Raw genomic sequence first — 2,719 nt, forward strand, 5'->3', positions numbered from 1 at the left:
AGGCCACAAGAACAACTACGACTGTTTTGTGTTTGAAAACAAGAAAAGCGGAGCAATTGTGTGGGATGATCATGGGACGAAATGCGGAGTTTGTCTAGAAATAGCAGCAAAGTCTGTGTTGGATTACAGTAAAGGAAAATCAATTAAAGAAATCAGAAATACTATTGATGAGACATACAAACAAGGATATGCAAAACCAACACCAACGCCAGAAATGTAGATTATAAAGGGAGACTGTTAATGACTGATTTAAATATATTTTTTTCCTTCATTGCTGGGTTTTTGTCCTTTCTTTCGCCATGTTCACTGCCATTATATCCTTCATTTTTATCCTATATAACTGGCATGTCAGTCAGAGATTTAAAAGAGAAAAAGAAATTCAACAAACAATCTTTCTTACACACGATGTGTTTTCTCTTAGGCTTTTCAATTATCTTCATGGCATTAGGATTGTCCAGCTCGTTTATTGGGTCATTTTTTATTCAGTACAAGGATTTTCTTCGCCAGGTTGGAGCCATCATCATCGCATTTTTTGGTTTGATGGTAACTGGATTGATAAACGTAAGCTTTTTAATGAAGGATAGAAAAATACATTTTTCCAAACGTCCTTCAGGTTATATCGGATCGGTATTTATCGGCTTAGGATTCGCGGCGGGTTGGACGCCATGTACAGGTCCTATCCTTGCAGCTGTAATGACGTTAGGAGTATCTAACCCTCAATCAGGTTTACTATATATGAGTTTTTATTCACTAGGGTTTGCCATTCCATTTTTTATCCTTACTTTCTTTGTTGGGAACATTCAATGGATAAAGAATTACAGCCACATTTTTATGAAAGCAGGTGGCTATGTAATGATTTTGATGGGAATCTTGTTGTATTTTGATATGATGACAAAGATAATTTCATTCCTTACTCCTGTTTTTGGTGGTTTCACAGGTTTTTGACCTCATACTACAAATTTCGCGAATCAATAAATAAAGAGAGGTGTTGTAAATGAAAAAAATATTGTTCATGCTTGCTTTATTTACAATTATTTTCCCGACAATTACAAGTGCACATACAGGACTGGAATCATCCAATCCTGCTGAGGGTGCCGTGGTGAAAGAGGAACGAAAAGAACTAACCCTACAATTTAAAACTAAGATAGAATCCTTAAGCTCAATGCAGATAGTGAGGGATGATGGACAAGAAATTGAACTTGATTCACTGATTGTTGAGGAAAAGAAAATGAGTGGCAAACTTACTAGTGCTCTGGATAACGGTTCCTATATTATACAATGGAGAATCATTGGAACTGATGGTCATCCCATTGAGGGACAAATCCCATTTAAGGTTCAAATTGAAAAAAAAGAAGACGTGAATCCTTCGGCAGGAGAAGAAACAGAAAAGGGTTCTCAAGAACAAAAGAAAGAAGAGAATGTTTCTGATAAGAAAGAAGAGATGAGCCCAGTATTCTTTATCACTCTCGGCTTTTTGTTAGCAGCAATCGTCTTCTTTCTCAAAATTGCAAAGAGGAAAATATGAAAAGTTTTTTTCCATTCGCTGAGTTCTTAAACTATGTATTCTTTTCGTTACTTGTCGGACACGTGATCATACAGTACATTTCCGATTCAAAGAAGCCAACTATCAGAATGCCTAGAGTATTATTGCTGTTGATGCCTTTAGGAATTATACTTTTCTCCTTTGGACCTGTACTCTATGTAATCAATTATTTTGCAGAAGACTTTGGGTTCCGCCATACCACTTATTTAGTGCTCACTCAATTTGACGTAGGAAAAGGTTGGATTTTTACAGTTGCTGTTTCATTTTTATTATGGATTACATTTGTTTTCAGGGGATCCAAACATATACAAGCATTTTTAATGCTATTATTGATAGGTTCTGTCGGATATGCAGGTCATGTGGCATCTCTTTCGTTCTGGTCGGGTTTCCTTCTTCACACGGTGCATTTCTTAGTCGTGTGCATTTGGGTTGGAGTTTTACTTCAAGTGGCTTGGTTTGCAAAAGAATCAAGCAACTGGGGATCGTTTTTAAAATGGTTTAGTCCAGTAGCCATCGGATGTGTCGTTATCCTATTAATAAGTGGTATCTTTATCATGATTAAAGTTGTAGAAACTAACGAATATCTTAACTCTTGGGCTATTCCATACGGTCAAATGCTATTGCTTAAACATATCAGTATTGTTCCCATTCTCGTTTTTGCATTCCTCAACGGGATTTTGGCGAAAAAGGCAAATGTAAATCAGTCCTTTCAACCTCGCTCATGGATAAGAGCAGAAAGCGTTATTTTACTTGTTGTGTTTTTCTTTACAAGTAGACTAGGAACGCTATCACCACCTCACGAAACAGTTGAGACTGCAGAATGGGTAGAAATATTGATGGGAAGTAATCTAAAAGCTCCATTTGAGTTGCATTTTCAGCCTTCTCTGTATGGCAACCTGCTTGTGTGTATTTCACTCCTTTTCCTTTTCTTAATTGTTATGAGTTTTAAAAAGAAAATGAGTATTGTTTTTCCGTTGATCTTCAGTATTGCTTATATAATAACTTGTTATTTAGGATTGATGAATTTGGTCAGCCAATAACTGCTTATCAATTATTTCAGAAGCGAGAAAACCCCCTCTCAAATTGATGAGAGGGGGTTTTCTCGGACATGGAAAATTCCTCAATAACTGATAACTGTTTCCTTGGTTATTTACTATTATCATTCTGAGATTTTCT

General features: G+C 36.3%; 4 protein-coding genes. All 4 read left to right on the forward strand.

The genetic code is table 11. The features are described from left to right. Window positions 1–220, forward strand: a 220-nt coding sequence (locus CGZ90_RS19930; RefSeq protein WP_240515503.1) for a PCYCGC motif-containing (lipo)protein, incomplete at its 5' end; no start/stop codon positions are given. A 20-nt stretch (window positions 221–240) separates the two neighbouring features. Then, window positions 241–945, forward strand: coding sequence for a cytochrome c biogenesis CcdA family protein (locus tag CGZ90_RS19935; protein WP_094254224.1), 705 nt, complete (start codon window positions 241–243; stop codon window positions 943–945). Between the two features lie 49 nt (window positions 946–994). After that, window positions 995–1,525, forward strand: coding sequence for a copper resistance CopC family protein (locus CGZ90_RS19940; protein WP_094254225.1), 531 nt, complete (start codon window positions 995–997; stop codon window positions 1,523–1,525). After that, window positions 1,522–2,583, forward strand: a complete 1,062-nt coding sequence (locus CGZ90_RS19945) for a copper resistance D family protein (RefSeq protein WP_094254226.1) — start codon at window positions 1,522–1,524, stop codon at window positions 2,581–2,583. Before CGZ90_RS19940 ends, CGZ90_RS19945 begins: the two co-directional genes overlap by 4 nt. The last annotated feature ends 136 nt before the right edge of the window (window positions 2,584–2,719 follow it).

Origin of the sequence: Fictibacillus aquaticus (assembly GCF_002245695.1) — a bacterium.
GTDB lineage: Bacteria > Bacillota > Bacilli > Bacillales > Fictibacillaceae > Fictibacillus > Fictibacillus aquaticus.